Raw genomic sequence first — 16,473 nt, 5'->3', positions numbered from 1 at the left:
CCCGCGCCATCGACGCGGGCCGGACAATCACGCGTCGACGATCGGCGCGAAGCCGCCGAACACCATGCGCTGACCGTCGAACGGCATCGAGTCCGGACCGGACTTCATCCGCTCGTCCTCCATCACCTTCTTCATGCCCTCGTCGCGTGCAGCCTTGGAGGGCCATTCGACCCAGGAATAGACGACGCTCTCATCGTCCTTCTTCTGCACCGCGCCGATGAAATCGGTGACCTTGCCCTCGGGCACATTGTCGCCCCAAGCCTCGACCACGCGGGTCGCGCCATGATCACGGAACACCTGCGACGCCTTCGAGGCGAGATCCTTATAGGCCTGCTTGCCCTCGGTCGGCACCGCGACGAGATAGCCGTCGACATAGCCCGGCTTGCCGCCGCTGCCCTCATCGAGCAGCGGATCGAACCCGGCCCAGATCATCCGCTGGCCGTCGAACGGCATCTCGGGCATTTCCTGAAAGCGCGGATCGGACATCATCTTCTTGCCGGCCGCGTCGTGCGTCGCCTTGTCGGGATATTCGATCCACGAGAACAGGACGACCTCGTCATCCTTCGCCTTCACCGCGCGCTTGAAATCGGTGACCTTGCCGTCCGGCACGTCGTCGCCCCATGTCTCGACCATCCGCGTCGCCCCGAACTCCTTGAACAGCGGCACCGCCTCGGTGGCATGTTTGATATAGGCGTCCTTGTTCGCCGCAGGCACAGCGGCGACGAATCCTTGCACATAGGTCATGCTGCTTCTCCTTCAGGTTCATGGGCGGCGAACACCGCCATTTGGGCATCGAGCGCACGCTCGAACGCCGGCCGCGCGAGACACCGCGCGAGATAGGCCGCCAGTACCGGGCGGCTCGAAACGAGGTCGGTCTCGCCGGCTTCACGCAACACCGTGGCCATCGCGATATCGGCAACGGTGAATCGGCCGGCAAGATAATCGCTACCATTCAGCGCATCGGCCAGCCGGTCGAAGCGGTCTTCGCACCAGCCGATCAGGCTGGGGCGGCGCAGCTTAGCCCATTCCTCGTCCTTTGAGAACAGATCGACGTTGCCCAGCTCGAACATCAGCGGCTCGACGCTGTTGTACGCGGCGAACAGCCAGCTGATCGTCCGCGCCCGGCCTTGCAGGTCGCGTGGCATCAGCCGCTCATCCTTTTCGGCCAGATGGAGCAGGATCGCGCCGCTTTCGAACAGCTCGACGCCGTTGTCGTCGAGCACCGGCACCTGCCCCCATGGCTGCCTGCGGAAGTGCCCCGCCGGGCGATTCTCAACGTCGATCAGCTTTTCCGCATAGGAAAGGCCGATCTCCTCGCACGCCCAGCGCGGACGAAGGTCGCGGACGAAGCCCTGGGCGAAATCCGGCACCCATTTGAATGCGGTGATCTCAAGCGATGCATTGGGGTCGACGGGCATGGTTCCTCTCCAACCGACAGGGATCAAAGCGGCGCGGACAGCATCGCCCGCACCCGCGGGTCGCGCAGGGCGAACCCCACCCAGAACACGATGCCGACATAGACGCCGAACAGCGTGTTGCTCAGGAGCGGCATTTGCGCGGCGGCATTGACCGCCACCGCGCCGCCCAGAAAGGCGGTGACGAGCACCGCGCCGAGCACCGCCGTTCGCCGCCAGACATGAAGCGCGAGCGCTGCCAGCAGGATGGCGCCGATCATGCGGTAGAAGCCGGTGTCCGCAGGCAGGCCCAGCGGCGGGCTGTTGTCGATCATCAGCTGCGGTGCGGCGAGCTTCATCACCGCATCCAGGCCCAGCGCGGCCACCGCGAGGCCGCTGAGCGCCCGTCCGGCCCACACCGAGCGGGAGGCGGACGCCCCTGCGCGACGAGCGACGAGATCGGCATCATAGACTATATTCGACATGATCTTTCCCCTTGGTTCAGGCGATGGTGGCACCGCCCACGGTCCAGTGATGGCTCAGGATCGCGACCACGGTCACCGCGAAGGCGGCCAGGCCGATCAGGATGCTGCGGGCGGTCGACATCGTCTTTCTCCCTGTTGGCCGCTCAGGCCGGTTCGGTCTGGGGCTCGCTCCCCACGGCCATCGCCTTTTCGACGTCCATCCAGGCCAGTTCGATGATGTGACCGTCGGGATCCTCGAAGCTGCGGCCGTACATGAAGTCGCCCATTTCCTGCCTTGGCGTCGGATCGGGCCTGCCTCCCGCGGCGACCGCGCGCTCGATCGTGGCGTCGATCGCCGATGGGCTTTCTTCGGTGAGCGCGATGAGCACCTGCGCATGGTTCTTCGCGTCGGGGATCGTCTTGGGCGTGAAATCGGCGAAGCGCTCGTGGCTCAGCAGCATGAACGAGATGGTGTCGGAGAACATCATCATCGCGGTCGAGTTCTCCTGGCAGAAGCGCTCGTCCTTGGTCGCGCCGACGGCCTCGTAGAAGGCGGCGGATTTCTCCACATCGGCGACAGGCAGGTTCACGAAAATCATCTTGGGCATTGTTGCTCTCCTTGGAATGATTGCGCTTCGTTCAGAGCGCGTCGTTATATTCGAGGCTGGGATACCAGTCGGTCCCGCGGCCCTCGGGCGTCATGTCGAGGATGTTCCACAGAGGCGTCGGATCGGGCGCGAGATGCGGATCGAAGCCGGGATCGCTGGTTTCAGCGCCGCCCTCGGCCGCCCAGAACAGGCGGACCTTGTCGCCATCGCGCTGCCAGACGAGCACCGCCGCGCCCTCATCGATCCCCTCGTCACCGTCGGTGAGCGCGCCGTAATCGCGAGCGAAATCGTCGCCGACGGTCTGGTAGAAGTTGAGGTGCGCCCAGCCGCGCTCGCGCGCCACCGCCATCTGCCGCTCGACCGGCGACCGGCCGATGATGGCGAGCGCCAGACGCTGCTCGATATCGGGCGCCGGGATGTCGAGTGAGCCGACGAACGAGGTGCACATCGGGCACGGCCGCTCGCGCTCCGGCCCGAACATCCAGAAATAGGTGAACAGCGTGCCGTGCCGGCCGAACAGATCGATCAGGCTCAGTTCCTTCCCGTCCTCATCGAGGAAGCGATAGTCCTTCGCCACCCCACCGGGCGGCAGCGCGCGGCGATGCTCGGCGACGCGCTGGATCTGGCGGCGAAGCTCGATCTCCTCGGCCAGCAGCGCGGTGCGCGCACGCCGATATTCGTCGCTCTCGCCCGGCCAGCGCGTCGGATGCGCCTCGGCCATCTCGCGCGCCGGTTTCAGCGCTTCGGCGGGCGGCAATGTCGCGGTGTCCTTCATATCCATCTCCTGCCTCGCGAATCACTTGCTTGACTGTTGTGACCGACTCAGTTACAAAAAACAACTATGAAGTTAGAAAAAATGACTCAAGCCGGAAAAGTCCAGCAAAACCGCTGGTATGACGATGCATGTGGAACCGCGCTGGCGATGGAATTGGTGGGCGAGCGTTGGTCGCTGCTGATCGTGCGCGAGCTTATGTTCGGCGCGCGGCGCTTTGGTGAATTGCGCGCCGGGTTGCCCGGAATCAGCGCCAATGTGCTCTCCCAACGGCTGGAAGGGCTCGAGGCCGCGGGCATCCTGACCAAGCGCAAGCTGCCGCCGCCGGCGAACGTCCAGGTCTATGAGTTGACCCCTTGGGGGTACGAGGCGGAGGTTCCGATCCAGGAGCTCGGCCGCTGGGCGGTGCGCTCGCCCGATCACGACACCAGCCTGCCGCTCTCCGCGTCTTCGATCATGATGTCGTTCCGCACGATGATCGATCGCAGCCGATCCGGCGACAACCCTATGGCGATCGGCTTCCGTATCGGGCCCGAACGCTTCGTCGCGCTGGTCGGCGCCGACGGCATCGCGATCAACCGCGAGGAGCCGGACGACGTCGCCACCGTGATCGACACCGATCCGATGACGCTCGCCTCGGTGGTTTATGGCGGCCGGCCGGTCGCCGATGCCGAAGCCGCCGGAGCGCTGACCATCCACGGCGATCGCAGCGCGTTCGAGCGCTTTCGCACGCTGTTCCCGCTTCCCGCCAAGATAACCTGAATCTGCGATCGGCTATGTTGCGGGCGGCGCGCGGACGGGTTACGCGCATAAGCCAATCCCGCGCCCATGTGCGCGAGCAGGACAGTCATGATGACCGATATCCCCAACACCCAGCCCGACAGCCGGCAGACGACGATCATGGAAGCGCCGGACAAGACCGTCAGCGTGCGCGACACGTTCGGCATCGACGTCGATATGGAAGTGCCCGCCTTCAGCGAGGCGGATGAGCGCGTGCCCGACCTCGATCCCGCCTATGTGTTCGATCCCGACACCACGCTCGCCATCTGCGCAGGCTTCGCGCACAACCGCCGCGTGATGGTGCAGGGCTATCACGGCACCGGCAAGTCGACGCATATCGAGCAGGTCGCGGCGCATCTCAACTGGCCGTGCATCCGCATCAACCTGGATGCGCATATCAGCCGTATCGATCTGATCGGCCGCGACGCTATCGTGCTGAAGGGCGGCCAGCAGGTCACCGAGTTCCGCGAAGGCCTGCTGCCTTGGGCGTTGCAGACGCCGACCGCCCTGGTGTTCGACGAATATGACGCGGGCCGGCCCGACGTGATGTTCGTCATCCAGCGCGTGCTGGAGACCGAGGGCAAGCTAACCCTGCTCGACCAGAACCGCGTGATCCGGCCGAACCCGTGGTTCCGCCTGTTCGCCACCGCCAACACCGTCGGCCTGGGCGACACCAGCGGGCTCTATCACGGCACGCAGGCGATCAACCAGGGCCAGATGGACCGCTGGAACATCGTCGTCACGCTGAACTACCTGCCCGCCGCGGTGGAGGCGCAGATCGTCCTCGCCAAATCGGGCGAATACGACCAGCCCGACGGCAAGGCGACCGTGGATCGGATGGTAAAGGTCGCCGACCTGACCCGCCAGGGCTTTATCAATGGCGACATCTCGACCGTGATGAGCCCGCGCACCGTCATCACCTGGGCGCAGAACGCGCTGATCTTCAAGGATGTAGGCTTCGCCTTCCGCCTTTCCTTCCTCAACAAGTGCGACGAGGCGGAACGTGCGCTGATCGCGGAATATTACCAGCGCGTGTTCGGCAAGGACCTGCCGGAGAGCGTGGCCAAGGGGGCCTGATTGGCCACGGAAACGCCCCTTGACCGCTTCAAGGCCTCGCTAGCCGGCGCGGCGCGCGCGGTTGCGCACGAGCCCGAGGTCGAGCTCGCCTGGTCGGCGGACACGCCGTCCGCCTCGGGCAAGAATCTGCGCATACCGATGCCCGCGCGCGCATTGCCGGCCGATCAGGTGGCGGAGGCGCGCGGCCATGCCGACGGTTTCGCGCTGCGCCTGCGCCACCACAACGCCGCGCTTCATGCGAAGAACGCCCCCGCCGAGGCGGTGGCGCGCGCGGTGTTCGACGCGGTCGAAGCGGCGCGGGTCGAGGCGTTGGGATCGCGCGGGCTCGATGGCATCGCCTCCAACCTCAACGCTGCGCTGGCGATGCGGCTGCGCTCCGACCCGATCACCCGCGCCCGCGCGCGCGACGAGGTGCCGCTGTCGACCGCGATCGGCCTGCTCGCTCGCCAGCGCTTGACCGGGCAGGCGCCGCCCGTCAGCGCCACGGCCGGTCTTTCGCTGGTCCAGGACTGGATCGAGGAGAAGGCCGGCGGCGATCTCGATGCGCTCGCGCTCGCACTCGACGATCAGGCCGCTTTCGCCCAGCTCGCCGCCAAGCTGCTGCGCGATCTCGAACTGACCGAGGGCGACACCGTTCCCGATGATGCCGACAAGGGCGGTGACGAGGATGAGGGCGAGGACGACCGCCCCGACGACGAGGGCGATGAGGGCGAGGATGACCAGGCCGGCGGCGAGGGCGAAATGGAAGCCCGCGGCGAACCGCGCGATTCCGAGGACGGCGAAAGCGAGGACGGCGACTTTCAGGACGACGAGTTCGACGATGTTGAGGGGCAGGCGGGTGACGAGGGGGAGGACGGGTTGGTCGGCGTCCGCCCCAACCGCCCGCTGTCCGATCTGCCGCCGCAGTTCGACTACAAGCCCTACACCACCCGGCACGACGAGATCGTCGCCGCGACCGAGCTGTGCGACGCCGAGGAGCTGACGCGGCTGCGCGGCTATCTCGACCAGCAGCTGGTCCATCTGCAGGGCGCGGTGACCAAGCTCGCCAACCGCCTGCAGCGCCGGCTGATGGCGCAGCAGAACCGCGCCTGGGACTTCGACCAGGAGGAGGGCCTGCTCGACGCCGCGCGGCTGGCGCGGGTGATCGTCTCGCCCGGCCACTCGCTCTCCTACAAGGTCGAGCGCGACACCGATTTCAAGGACACGGTGGTCACGCTGCTGATCGACAATTCGGGATCGATGCGCGGGCGCCCCATCTCGATCGCGGCGATCTCCGCGGACATCATGGCGCGCACGCTCGAGCGCTGCGGGGTCAAGACCGAGATATTGGGCTTCACCACCCGCGCCTGGAAGGGCGGGCAAGCGCGCGAGGACTGGCTGGCGAACGGCCGCCCGCCCCAGCCCGGCCGGCTCAACGACCTGCGCCACATCGTCTACAAGCAGGCCGACGAACCGTGGCGCCGCGCGCGCGCCTCGCTGGGCCTGATGATGCGCGAGGGGCTGCTCAAGGAGAATATCGACGGCGAGGCGCTGCTCTGGGCGCACAACCGCCTGATCGCGCGCGGCGAGGAACGGCGCATCCTGATGGTGATCTCCGACGGCGCGCCGGTCGACGATTCGACGCTGTCGGTCAATTCGGGCAGCTATCTCGAACGCCATCTGCGCCAGGTGATCGCCTGGATCGAGGCGCGATCGCCGGTCGAGCTGGTCGCGATCGGCATCGGCCACGACGTGACGCGCTATTACCAGAAGGCGGTGACGATCATGGACGCCGAGCAGCTTGGCGGAACGATGGTCGAGCAGCTCGCCGCGCTGTTCGAGGACGACCGGCGGTGAGCACCGCGGGGCCGGTGTTCCACCCGCCCGTCAAGCGATCGATCACCATCGCCGGCCATCCCACCTCGATCGCGCTGGAACCGCCCTTCTGGGCCGCGCTGGAGCACGCGGCCGCCGCGCGCGACCTCCCCCTCTCCGCGCTGGTCGCGCGGATCGACGCCGAACGGCTCACCGCCCCGGCCCCGCCCAACCTCGCCAGCGCGATACGCTGCTGGCTGTTCGCGACAATTTGCGACAATGATGAGAATGTGTCGCAATTGCGTTGACTCTGCGAACGCTTCTCAATAACGCGCCCCCATCCATCCCAGGGGGCCAAAATGCCGAAACCTTCAACCGCCGCTTTCCTCGCGCTGTCCTGCGTCGGCGCGCTCGTCACCGCGCCGGCGGCCGCCGCCGATCCGGCCGAGCCTGATCCGCAGAGCCGCACCGACCAGCGCGACGATCCCCAGCGCGACGACATCGTCGTCATCGGCGTGGGCGGCGCGGAAGAGCTCGAAAGCCCCAAGGCCACCGCGCCGCTGCTCGACACGCCGCAGACGATCACCGTGATCAGCGATCAGACGCTGAGGAAGCAGAACCTGCTCACCCTGCGCGACGCGCTCCAGACGATTCCCGGCATCACCTTCGGCGCGGGCGAGGGCGGCGGCGGCTATGGCGATTCGATCAACCTGCGCGGCTATTCGGCGAACAACGACATCACCGTCGACGGCGTTCGCGACAGCGCGCAATACAGCCGCACCGATCCGTTCAACCTGCAGCAGATCGAGGTCTATAACGGCGCCAACACCGTGTTCAACGGATCGGGATCGGTCGGCGGCACGATCAACCTGGTCAGCAAGGCGCCGCAGCGCGGGGACCTGACCATCGTCTCCGCCGCGATCGGCACCGACGATTATTACCGCGCGACGATCGACAGCAATGTCCGCGTCAGCGAGCTGGTCGCCGTTCGCCTGAACGCGATGTTCCACCGCAACGACGTGCCCGGCCGCGACGTCGAGAGCTACGAACGCTGGGGCGTCGCGCCCGCGATCACCATCGGCGTCGACGGCCCGACCAGCCTCACCCTGGCCTATGTCCATCAGGAGGACGACAACACGCCGATCTACGGCGTTCCCTATTATGCCGAGGCCGGCGGTCCGCTGCCCGGAATCGACGATTCCTCCTATTTCGGCATCGTCAATCTCGATCGCCAGCAGACCGAGCTCGACCGCCTGACCGCGACCTTCACGCATGATTTCGGCGGCGGCGTCCAGATCCGCAACCTCACCCGCTACCAGCGGGTCTATCAGCCGACCGTCACCAGCGCGCCGCAAAGCCCCGCGGGCGGGGCCAACTGGTGCCTGGCGAACGGCGAGACGCCCTTCGGAGCGCCGTGCGACAATCCCGGCTTCTACCTGCCGAGCGGCCCGCGCGGGCTGGTGCGCGATCAGCTGAACGACCTGCTGCACAACCAGACCGACCTGACCGTCCGCTCGGGCGAAAAGGGCGGCGGCGTCCGCAATACGCTGGTGATCGGCGGATCGCTGACCCAGGAGGATTATTCGATCGAGACCGCGCAGCTGCTGCGCAATCCGGGCGGGGCGACGCCCAACCCGGCGCAGCCGCCGATTTCGATCACCGATCCGGACACGGTCTGGCGCGGGCCGGTCAACCGCATCCTCACCGGCCGTTCGGAGGGGGATACGCGTTCGGCGGCGATCTACGCCTTCGACACGCTGGAGATCGGCGAGATGGTCGAGCTGAACGGCGGGGTGCGCTACGAAAGCGTGCGCGGCGTCTTCCGCGCCGACGCCATCGGCACGCCGGCGACGGGTTCGGTCTATACCCGCGGCGCCGATCAGGTCAGCGACGAGGAGCTGTTCTCCTATCGCGGCGGCGCGGTGTTCAAGCCCACGCCCAACACCAGCCTCTACGCCAGCTACGCCAATTCGAAGACGCCGAGCTCCGCGACGGTGCGGCAGGGCTGCGGGACGAATTGCGACGTCGCGCCCGAGACGGGCAAGAGCTACGAGATCGGCGCCAAGGCCGATCTGTTCGATCGCCGCCTGCAGCTGACCGCCGCGCTGTTCCGCAACGAGCGGACCAACTACCGCGTCGCCACGGGCGACCCGGTGGCGCCGACCGCGCAGGTGCTCGACGGCCGCGCGCGCGTCGACGGAATCGCGCTGGGCGCGAGCGGCAACATCACGCCCGCCTGGAGCATCTTCGCCAACTACACCTATCTCGACGGAACCGTGCTGCAGAGCGTGTCCGACTATTGCCTCGCCAATCCCGGCGAGGATGATTGCACCAACGATGCGGACCTGATCGATCCGCAGGCGGGCACCGATCTGATCCAGACCCCGGCGCATTCGGGCAGCCTGTTCACCACCTACACGCTGCCCTTCGGCCTGCAGCTGGGCTATGGCTTCACCTATCAGGGCGGCTTCGCGCTCAACGCGCCGACCGTCGCGGCGCCCGAACAGCTCTACGCCGACGACTACATGACCCACCGCGCCTTCCTGTCCTACGCCTTCGAAGGCGGGCTGACCGCGCAGGTCAACGTGCAGAACATCTTCGACGAACGCTATTTCACCGGCATCCGCAACAATGGCTGGGCGACGCCTGGCGAGGGGCGCTCGGCGGTGCTGAGCCTGTTCTACAGCTTCTGATCCTCCCCCGGCGCGGGGAGGGGGAGTGCAGGGTCAAACGCGCCCCGCGCGTTTGAGAACCGTCCGGGGGACGGTTCGACCCAGCACTCCAGCGAAGCTGATGGTGGAGGGGGCTGGCCGCAGACGATGCGTTCGCGGATAACCCCCTCCACCAGCCTGCGGCTGGTCCCCCTCCCCGTGCCGGGGAGGATTTGCTACGCATCCGCCATGCTGATCGCCATTCCCGACGTCCTCGACGCCGATCACCTCGCCCGGGTCCATTCGATCATCGGCGACGCCGAATGGATCGACGGCAACGCCACGTCGGGCCCGCAGGCGGCGCTCGCCAAGCGCAACCGCCAGCTCCCCGAGGACGGCAAGGCGGCGCGCGAGGCGGGCGCGCTGGTGCTCGACGCGCTGGGCCGCGCGGCGACCTTCATCGCCGCCGCGCTGCCGGGCAAGATCTGGCCGCCGATGTTCAACCGCTACGAAGGCGGCGAGACCTTCGGCACGCATATCGACAACGCCATCCGCATCAGGCGCGGCACCGATTTCCGCATGCGCAGCGACCTGTCCGCGACGCTCTTCCTCTCGGACCCCGACGGCTATGACGGCGGCGAGCTGGTGGTCGAAGGCCAGTTCGGGGCGCAGAGCGTCAAGCTGCCCGCCGGGCACCTCGTGCTCTATCCGGCCTCCAGCCTGCACCATGTCACCCCGGTCACGCGCGGCGCGCGCGTCGCCAGCTTCTTCTGGATCGAATCGATGGTGCGCGACGACGGCGCGCGCCGGCTGCTGTTCGATCTCGATCAGGCGGTGCAGTCGGTCGCCGCCGACAAGGGCCATGCCGATCCGGCGGTGATCCAGCTGACCGGCGTCTACCATAATCTGCTGCGCCGCTGGGCCGACACCTGACCGCATGAATTGCAATTGACTTGCAATAACTGTTTTGCCATCGCCGCTGCGTCATAGCGGGGATTCTCACATCATGGCGGTGACCAAGATCGGGCTGCGCGACGCCTGGTTCCAGCTGCACAAATGGATCGGGCTGATCCTGGCGATCGCGATCATTCCGATCTCGATCACCGGCGCGGCGCTGGTGTGGCACGATGCGCTGGACGACTGGCTGAATCCCGCGCGCGTGGTCGAAGGATCGGCGACGCTGCCCGCCGCCGCCTATGTTTCCGCCGCGGCGAACGCTCTCGCCCCCGGCGAACGGCTGATGTCGCTTCGCATTCCCGAAGAAGGCGCGGTCGTCGCAAGCGCCGCGCGCGCGCCGCAAGAGGGTGGCGGCAGGCCGGTGCGCACCAATATCTGGATCGATCCCGCGACCGCGCGCGTGCTCGATCGCGCCGGATCGAACGAGGGCGCGGTGCGCGTGATGCACGTGCTCCACGGCAGCCTCTACATTCCCGGATGGGGCCGGCCGATCGTCGGCTGGGTCGGCGTCGCGATGCTGCTCTCTTCGATCACCGGCCTATGGCTGTGGTGGCCGACCGTCGGCAGCTGGGTGAAGGGCCTGCGCTGGCGGCGGCACAACAATCTCGACACCAACCTGCACCACCTGATGGGGTTCTGGATCGCGATCCCGCTGTTCGTGCTGTCGCTCACCGGCGTGTGGATCAGCTTCCCCTCGGCGTTCGCGGTGTTCAACGGCGCCCAGGCGCAGGCGCCGCGCGAGGCCGGGCCCAGCCGCCAGCAGCGCATGCGCGCGCAGCCGCTCGCGGCGCCCGCGACCAGCCTGGATGCGGCGCTCTCCGCCGCCACGGCCGCCGCCCCCGGCACGGTGTCGCAGATCGCCTGGCCAACCGATGTCGAGCCCGACTGGAAAATCTCGGTCCGGCCGGCAAAGGGACGGCCGGCGCAGGTCGGCATCGCCGACGCCACCGGCGCCGCGTCGATCGCCCCGCCCGAGCCGCGCGAGGGGGAAACCACCGCGCGCCTGATGCGCCGCATCCACGACGGCACCGACATGGGCATCGTCTGGCAGATGATCATCTTCCTGGGCGGCCTCTTGCCCGCGATCCTCAGCATCACCGGCCTCATCATGTGGTGGCGCGCGCGGAGCTGGAAGACGAGGCTCAAGCAGCGGCGCGCGCGAAGGCTGCAACCGGCGGAGTAATCATTAGCCCCTCCCCTTCAGGGGAGGGGTTGGGGTGGGGCCTGCCATAAGCGCGTTCGCCCGTGACTTCCCCCGCCCCCAACCCCTCCCCTGAAGGGGAGGGGCTTACAGCGTCACCGCCCCAGCAGCACCCGCGCCTGGCTGGCGATCTGCGCCAGCATCGCCGCATTGGGGGTCGATGCGCGGCGCGCGCGATCGACCAGATTGCGGAATTGGATGACGCGCTGGGCGTTCGCCGCCAGCCAGCTATCGACCAGGCCCTGCGGATCGTCCTTCGTGCGGGCCAGGAAATCGAGGCGCAATTGCTGGAAATCGCGCGCCAGGCCGGCGATCAGCAGCCGCTCCCACGGGTCGCTCGGGATGATCCGCGCGGCGTTGGACTGCGCCCAGTCGAGCCCCAGGGCGGAGCCAAGCCCGATAAAGGCCTTGGTCAGCACCACCTCGTCGAGCTTCAGCCGTTGCGCCAGATCGGCGAGCCCGACCGCGCCGTCCAGCTCGAACAGCCGGACCACGCGCTTGACCAGGGCATGCGGCGCGCCCTTTCCCGACAGTTCGTCGGCGATATGGCCGGCCTGGGTCCTGGTTTCGGTGGCGAGCAGCGCGTCGGCCTCCTTGTCGAGCCGGGCGATGCCCTTTTCGAGCGCCGCGATCACGTCGGCCGGGCTGATGCCGGGCCGGAACGCGCGGAGCAGATCGGCGATCTGCACGCGCACGCCGTAGGCCGCCTCGTCGAGCAGCAGCACGCGCGCGGATTCGGTGATTTCGGCGTCCTCGATCGCCTTGAACAGATCGGGCAGGCCGAACAGCCGTTCGGCCGCGACATACATCGCCGCGATGTCGCTCAGCGCCGCGCCTTCCTCCTCGGCCAGCTCGAACGGGTTGAGCACGCCCAGCCGGTTGATCATGCGGTTGGCGAGCTTGGTGGCGATGATCTCGTTGCGCAGCCGGTGCTGGTCGATCGCCTGTTCGAAGCGCTTGCGCATCGGCGCGGGGAAGGCGGCGTGAAGGTCGCCGCGGGTCGAGGGATCGGTGTCGAGCGCCGACTTCTCGATCGCGTCCTGCAGCGCGAGCTTGCCCGTCGCCAGCAGCACCGCCAGCTCGGGCCGGGTCAGCCCGTGCCCGTCCTGCGCGCGGCGCAGCAGGTCCTCGTTGGCCGCCAGCCCCTCGACCGCGCGGTCGAGCCGGCCCGACGCCTCGAAGATCTCGATCAGCCGGACATAGCTCGGCAGCACCGGCGCGCCGTCATTCTCCATCGCCGAGAGCGCGAGCGTCTGGAGGCGGTTGTCCTCCAGCACCAGGTGCGCGACCTCCTCGGTCATCGCGGTCAAGAGCCTGTCGCGGTCGGCCTGCTTGAGCCGGCCCTCGATCATCTCGCGGTTCAGGGCGATCTTGATGTTGACCTCGTTGTCCGAGCAATCGACCCCGGCCGAATTGTCGATGAAGTCGGTGTTGATCCGCCCGCCGCGCAAGGCATAGGCGATGCGCGCCGCCTGGGTGACGCCCAGATTGGCGCCCTCGCCGATCGCGACCGCGCGCACCTCCTCGGCATTGACGCGCAGCCGGTCGTTGGCCGGATCGCCGACGTCGAGATGGCTCTCGCCCGCCGCCTTCACATAGGTGCCGATGCCGCCGAACCAGATCAGGTCGACCGGCGCCTTGAGGATCGCGGAGATCAGCGCGCCGGGCTCCATCGCCGCATCCTCGACGCCGAGCATCTCGCGCGCCTGGCGCGACAATTTGATCGACTTCTCCGAGCGCGGGAAGACGCCGCCGCCCTTGGAGATCAGCGCCGTGTCATAGTCCGCCCAGCTCGACCGCGGCAGATCGAACATCCGCTGCCGCTCCGCCCAGCTCGCCGCGGGATCGGGATCGGGGTCGAGGAAGATGTGGCGATGGTCGAACGCCGCCTGCAGCCTGATCGCCTTGGACAGGAGCATGCCGTTGCCGAACACGTCGCCCGACATGTCGCCGCAGCCGACGACGCGGATCGGATCGGTCTGCACGTCGATCCCGCGCTCGGCGAAATGGCGCTGGACCGAGATCCAGCCGCCCCTGGCGGTGATGCCCATCGCCTTGTGGTCGTAGCCGTTGGACCCGCCTGAGGCAAACGCATCACCAAGCCAAAATCCCCGCTCCATCGCGATGGCGTTGGCGACGTCGGAAAAGGTCGCGGTGCCCTTGTCCGCGGCGACGACGAAATAGGGATCGTCGCCGTCGTGGATCACCACGGCTTCGGGGTGCACCACCTTGCTCTCAACGATGTTGTCGGTGACCGACAGCAGCGATCGGATGAAGATGCGGTAGCTCTCGGTCCCCTCAGCCAGCCAGGCGTCGCGATTGGCGGGCGGGGGGAGCTGCTTGGGATAAAAGCCGCCCTTCGCGCCGGTCGGCACGATCACCGCGTTCTTCACGCGCTGCGCCTTCATCAGCCCCAGCACCTCGGTGCGGAAATCGTCGCGCCGGTCTGACCAGCGCAAGCCGCCGCGCGCCACCGGGCCGGCGCGCAGATGAATGCCCTCGACCCGCGGCGAATAGACGAAGATCTCCCGCCACGGCAGCGGCGCGGGCAGGCCCGGCACCTTGGCGCTATCGAGCTTGAACGCCAGCGCCTCCTTCGCCGCGGGGGCGAAGGCGTTGGTGCGCAAGGTCGCGTCGATCACCCCGCGGATCGCGCGGATGATGCGGTCGTCGTCGATCGCCGAAACCTTGTCCAGCCCCGCGTCGATCGCCTTTTCGGCATCGGCGATCGCCGCCTCGGCGCCCTTGCGCGCGGCGGGATCGTGCGCGGCGTCGAAGCGTGCGACGAGCGCGATGGCGAGCTTAGGCGCGCGGCGCAGCGCCTCGACCACGGTCGCCATGCCGTAGGCGAGGCCGGTCTGGCGCAGATAGCGGAACCAGGCGCGGAACAAGAGAACCGCGCGCGGGCGCAGATTGGCGGCGACGATCAGCTTGTTGAGCGAATCGTTTTCGGCCGCGCCTTCGAGCACGTCGGCGATCGCCTCCTCGAGCACCGCGATCGAGTCGGGAGCGCCGAGATGGGGCGTGCCGCCGTCGATGTGCAGCAGGAACTCATGGATGAATCCCATCCCCGGAGTCGCCAGCCGCGTCGGCCGCTCCTCGATAACGCGGAAGCCGAAATTCTCCAGCACGGGCACCGCGTCGGACAGCGGCAGCGCGCCGCCGCGGCGATAGATTTTGAGGCACAGGGTCTCCGCGCCGTCCGCCGGAGCCGAGAAGATGCGGACGTTGCGCGCATCCTCGTCGACCAGCCGGTCGAGCCGGGCGATGTCGCGCGCGGCCTCCTCGGCGCTGTTGGCGTAGCGATAGCCTTGCGGAAACTCGTTCGCCCAGCGCAAGGTCATGCGCGCGGCCCGCGCTTCCCCGACATCGGCGACGAGCGCCGCCTCGACCGCCGGCGACCAGCCGCGCACCATCCGCTCCAGCCGCGCGTCGAGATCGGTCGTGTCGGGCGATTTGCCGCCCTCGCGCAGATCGAGCGTGTAGCGGATCAGCGCGACCACCCCGTCCTCGAGCGCGATCGACCAGGACAGAAGCTTGGCGTTGGCGGCGTCGGCCAGCATGTCGCCGATCGCCACGCGCCGCGCGGTCGTCACCTCGTCACGCGGCAGCCAGACGAAGCAGAACAGGTGGCGGCCGAGCGAGCTCCTGATCGTCACCAGCTTGGGCCGCGGCCGATCGGCCAGGCTCATCGCGGCGAGCGCGACCTGCTCCAGCGATTGCGGATCGAAGCCGATCACCTGATCGTGCGGCAGCGCGACGAGCGCATGGGTCAGCGCCTTGCCGGCATGGCCCGCGGGATCGAAGCCGAACTTCTTCTCGAGCTCGGCCAGCCGCTGGCGCAGCACGGGTATCTCGGCAGGCGGGGTGTTGAGCGCGCCCGAGGTCCACAAACCGGCATGGGTCGAAAGCCCGACGACCTTCTTCCCCTCGCGAACGGGGACGATGATGAGATCGAGCTGCACGCGGCGATGGACGCTGGAGATGCGATTGGACTTGAGCAGCAGCGGCGCTTCGCCGCCCTTCTCGAACCATTTGACCGCCAGCGCGCGCGAACTGTCGGCCAGGATGGGATCGCTCCCCGCATGGCGCGCCAGGCCCAGCGGCTTGCTGATCTCGCCGCCCGTCGACCAGCGGTCGTGCGACAACAGCGTGAAGTTGCGATCGAGGAACCAGTGCAGCAACGCGCCGCCCTCTCCGCCGATCGCCTCCGCGTCGGCGCGCATCGCATCCTGCAGCTTCACCCAGTCGTTCACCGCCGAGCGGACCTGGCGGAGCGTGCGTTCGATCTCGCTGACCAGCCGCCGCCGCGCGCGCGCGTCGACCCGCTCCATCTCGATATAGATCATCGATTCGGCCGAGCCCTTGGCGTCGATGGCGGTCAGCGTGCCCCTGTCGTCACGCGCGACGCGCACGACCGGATGGATGATCCGATCGATCGCGATATTCTCGGCCGCGATCGTCCCCGCGATCGAATCGACCAGAAAGGGCATGTCGTCGTTGATGATGGCGAGCCGCAGCCGCCGGCGATGATCCTCGCTCTCGGGCAGCGCTTCGAGCTGGACCGTCGCCGTACCCGGCTTGCGCGCCAGCGCCGCGGCGGTGACGAAGCGCGCCGCCTCCTGCCGCTCCGCCTTGCCGAACCCGTCCAGCTCGCCGGGCAGCGCCTTGGCGATCAGCGCCTTGTCGAGCGCGGCGGTGAGCGATTGGTGCGTCTTCGCGGAGGTCTGGGTAGCCATGGGTCACGCCTATGCGCGTCCCGGAAAAAAGGCTCA

Annotated in this window: 13 protein-coding genes; 7 read left to right on the top strand and 6 right to left on the bottom strand. The window is 67.9% G+C overall.

Features of this window, described 5'->3' with window-relative positions:
* Nucleotides 1-27 precede the first annotated feature (27 nt).
* The 5 genes from D1610_RS17580 to D1610_RS01625 all read right to left on the bottom strand — a co-directional run bounded on the left by D1610_RS17580 (nucleotide 28) and on the right by D1610_RS01625 (nucleotide 3,241).
* Nucleotides 28-744, bottom strand: a complete 717-nt coding sequence (locus tag D1610_RS17580; RefSeq protein WP_118862381.1) for a DUF1428 domain-containing protein — start codon at nucleotides 742-744, stop codon at nucleotides 28-30.
* Complete coding sequence (locus D1610_RS01640) at nucleotides 741-1,418, bottom strand: glutathione S-transferase family protein (RefSeq protein ID WP_118862380.1); 678 nt, start codon at nucleotides 1,416-1,418, stop codon at nucleotides 741-743. The genes D1610_RS17580 and D1610_RS01640 overlap by 4 nt, the downstream gene beginning before the upstream one ends.
* Before the next feature lie 23 nt (nucleotides 1,419-1,441).
* Nucleotides 1,442-1,879, bottom strand: a complete 438-nt coding sequence (locus tag D1610_RS01635; protein WP_118862379.1) for a DoxX family protein — start codon at nucleotides 1,877-1,879, stop codon at nucleotides 1,442-1,444.
* Nucleotides 1,880-2,022: 143 nt separating this feature from the next.
* Entirely contained in the window at nucleotides 2,023-2,466 is a 444-nt protein-coding gene (locus tag D1610_RS01630) for a VOC family protein (protein WP_118862378.1), read from the bottom strand.
* Between the two features lie 31 nt (nucleotides 2,467-2,497).
* Nucleotides 2,498-3,241, bottom strand: coding sequence for a DUF899 family protein (locus D1610_RS01625; protein WP_118862930.1), 744 nt, complete (start codon nucleotides 3,239-3,241; stop codon nucleotides 2,498-2,500).
* Between the two features lie 66 nt (nucleotides 3,242-3,307).
* On the opposite strand from D1610_RS01625, the gene D1610_RS01620 reads away from it, so the two are divergent.
* The 7 genes from D1610_RS01620 to D1610_RS01590 all read left to right on the top strand — a co-directional run bounded on the left by D1610_RS01620 (nucleotide 3,308) and on the right by D1610_RS01590 (nucleotide 11,680).
* Nucleotides 3,308-4,000 (top strand): winged helix-turn-helix transcriptional regulator, encoded by a 693-nt coding sequence (locus D1610_RS01620; RefSeq protein WP_118862377.1) that lies wholly within the window; start codon nucleotides 3,308-3,310, stop codon nucleotides 3,998-4,000.
* A gap of 90 nt (nucleotides 4,001-4,090) precedes the next feature.
* A complete protein-coding gene (gene cobS / locus D1610_RS01615) occupies nucleotides 4,091-5,095 on the top strand; it encodes a cobaltochelatase subunit CobS (protein WP_118862929.1) in 1,005 nt (334 codons plus the stop codon).
* On the top strand, nucleotides 5,096-6,931 hold the full coding sequence (gene cobT / locus D1610_RS01610) for a cobaltochelatase subunit CobT (RefSeq protein ID WP_118862376.1): 1,836 nt from the start codon (nucleotides 5,096-5,098) through the stop codon (nucleotides 6,929-6,931).
* Complete coding sequence (locus tag D1610_RS01605) at nucleotides 6,928-7,197, top strand: ribbon-helix-helix domain-containing protein (RefSeq protein WP_118862375.1); 270 nt, start codon at nucleotides 6,928-6,930, stop codon at nucleotides 7,195-7,197. Before cobT ends, D1610_RS01605 begins: the two co-directional genes overlap by 4 nt.
* A 51-nt stretch (nucleotides 7,198-7,248) precedes the next feature.
* Nucleotides 7,249-9,582 carry a TonB-dependent receptor gene (locus tag D1610_RS01600; RefSeq protein ID WP_118862374.1) on the top strand — a complete coding sequence of 778 codons (2,334 nt, stop codon included), beginning with the start codon at nucleotides 7,249-7,251 and terminating at the stop codon, nucleotides 9,580-9,582.
* A gap of 207 nt (nucleotides 9,583-9,789) precedes the next feature.
* The gene (locus D1610_RS01595; RefSeq protein WP_118862373.1) at nucleotides 9,790-10,473 is read left to right on the top strand and encodes a Fe2+-dependent dioxygenase; all 684 of its coding nucleotides are present in this window, start codon (nucleotides 9,790-9,792) and stop codon (nucleotides 10,471-10,473) included.
* 73 nt (nucleotides 10,474-10,546) lie between these two features.
* Complete coding sequence (locus tag D1610_RS01590) at nucleotides 10,547-11,680, top strand: PepSY-associated TM helix domain-containing protein (RefSeq protein WP_118862372.1); 1,134 nt, start codon at nucleotides 10,547-10,549, stop codon at nucleotides 11,678-11,680.
* 113 nt (nucleotides 11,681-11,793) lie between these two features.
* Here D1610_RS01590 and D1610_RS01580 read toward each other — a convergent pair whose 3' ends face one another.
* Nucleotides 11,794-16,437, bottom strand: a complete 4,644-nt coding sequence (locus tag D1610_RS01580) for an NAD-glutamate dehydrogenase (protein ID WP_118862371.1) — start codon at nucleotides 16,435-16,437, stop codon at nucleotides 11,794-11,796.
* Between the last annotated feature and the right edge of the window lie 36 nt (nucleotides 16,438-16,473).

Source organism: Sphingomonas gilva, assembly GCF_003515075.1.
Classification (GTDB): Bacteria; Pseudomonadota; Alphaproteobacteria; order Sphingomonadales; family Sphingomonadaceae; genus Sphingomonas; species Sphingomonas gilva.
Note: the sequence above shows the minus strand (reverse complement) of the source record. Positions and strands in the feature narration are given on the sequence as shown.

What these genes read in the sequence shown, in the direction of transcription:
- D1610_RS17580 (WP_118862381.1), bottom strand. Translation starts at nt 744, where the DNA reads ATGACCTATGTGCAAGGATTCGTCGCCGCTGTGCCTGCGGCGAACAAG.
- D1610_RS01640 (WP_118862380.1), bottom strand. Translation starts at nt 1,418, where the DNA reads ATGCCCGTCGACCCCAATGCATCGCTTGAGATCACCGCATTCAAATGG.
- D1610_RS01635 (WP_118862379.1), bottom strand. Translation starts at nt 1,879, where the DNA reads ATGTCGAATATAGTCTATGATGCCGATCTCGTCGCTCGTCGCGCAGGG.
- D1610_RS01630 (WP_118862378.1), bottom strand. Translation starts at nt 2,466, where the DNA reads ATGCCCAAGATGATTTTCGTGAACCTGCCTGTCGCCGATGTGGAGAAA.
- D1610_RS01625 (WP_118862930.1), bottom strand. Translation starts at nt 3,241, where the DNA reads ATGAAGGACACCGCGACATTGCCGCCCGCCGAAGCGCTGAAACCGGCG.
- D1610_RS01620 (WP_118862377.1), top strand. Translation starts at nt 3,308, where the DNA reads ATGAAGTTAGAAAAAATGACTCAAGCCGGAAAAGTCCAGCAAAACCGC.
- cobS (WP_118862929.1), top strand. Translation starts at nt 4,091, where the DNA reads ATGACCGATATCCCCAACACCCAGCCCGACAGCCGGCAGACGACGATC.
- D1610_RS01600 (WP_118862374.1), top strand. Translation starts at nt 7,249, where the DNA reads ATGCCGAAACCTTCAACCGCCGCTTTCCTCGCGCTGTCCTGCGTCGGC.
- D1610_RS01595 (WP_118862373.1), top strand. Translation starts at nt 9,790, where the DNA reads ATGCTGATCGCCATTCCCGACGTCCTCGACGCCGATCACCTCGCCCGG.
- D1610_RS01590 (WP_118862372.1), top strand. Translation starts at nt 10,547, where the DNA reads ATGGCGGTGACCAAGATCGGGCTGCGCGACGCCTGGTTCCAGCTGCAC.
- D1610_RS01580 (WP_118862371.1), bottom strand. Translation starts at nt 16,437, where the DNA reads ATGGCTACCCAGACCTCCGCGAAGACGCACCAATCGCTCACCGCCGCG.